The organism is Clostridium sp. SGI.024, assembly GCF_050315195.1.
In the GTDB taxonomy this organism is placed as follows: domain Bacteria; phylum Bacillota; class Clostridia; order Clostridiales; family Clostridiaceae; genus Clostridium.
Genome location: NZ_JBNPON010000176.1, coordinates 1 through 313, shown reverse-complemented (window position 1 = coordinate 313; position 313 = coordinate 1). Strand labels below are relative to the sequence as shown.

Below are 313 nucleotides of genomic sequence, written 5' to 3'. Positions count from 1 at the left end.
GTAACGATTTCTTATTTGTTCTGTGGGAAGCTCAAGTAAGAAATCTTTTTCTTTTTCTAAATATAATACTGGAATTTTACCAGTTGATGTATGGCATGTACTATTAATTCTGTTATTAAGTTTTGAAACTAATTCATGTAATTCATCAATATTTAGAGTTCCATTATAAGCTCTAATTTCATCTAATAGTTTCATAGGAGCCTCTACTTTAGCTTTTGTATTCGGTCTACCTGCTATGCAGGGTCGGACTTTAAATCCATAATCATCAGCAAATTGTTGAAACTTATTATTTATTTTTCCGTTGCAATAAGCA

Annotated in this window: 1 pseudogene; it reads right to left on the bottom strand. The window is 30.0% G+C overall.

The features are described 5' to 3' along the window. Positions 1-313 (bottom strand): annotated as a pseudogene (locus ACQRD5_RS17300) (IS21 family transposase); the annotation flags it as partial.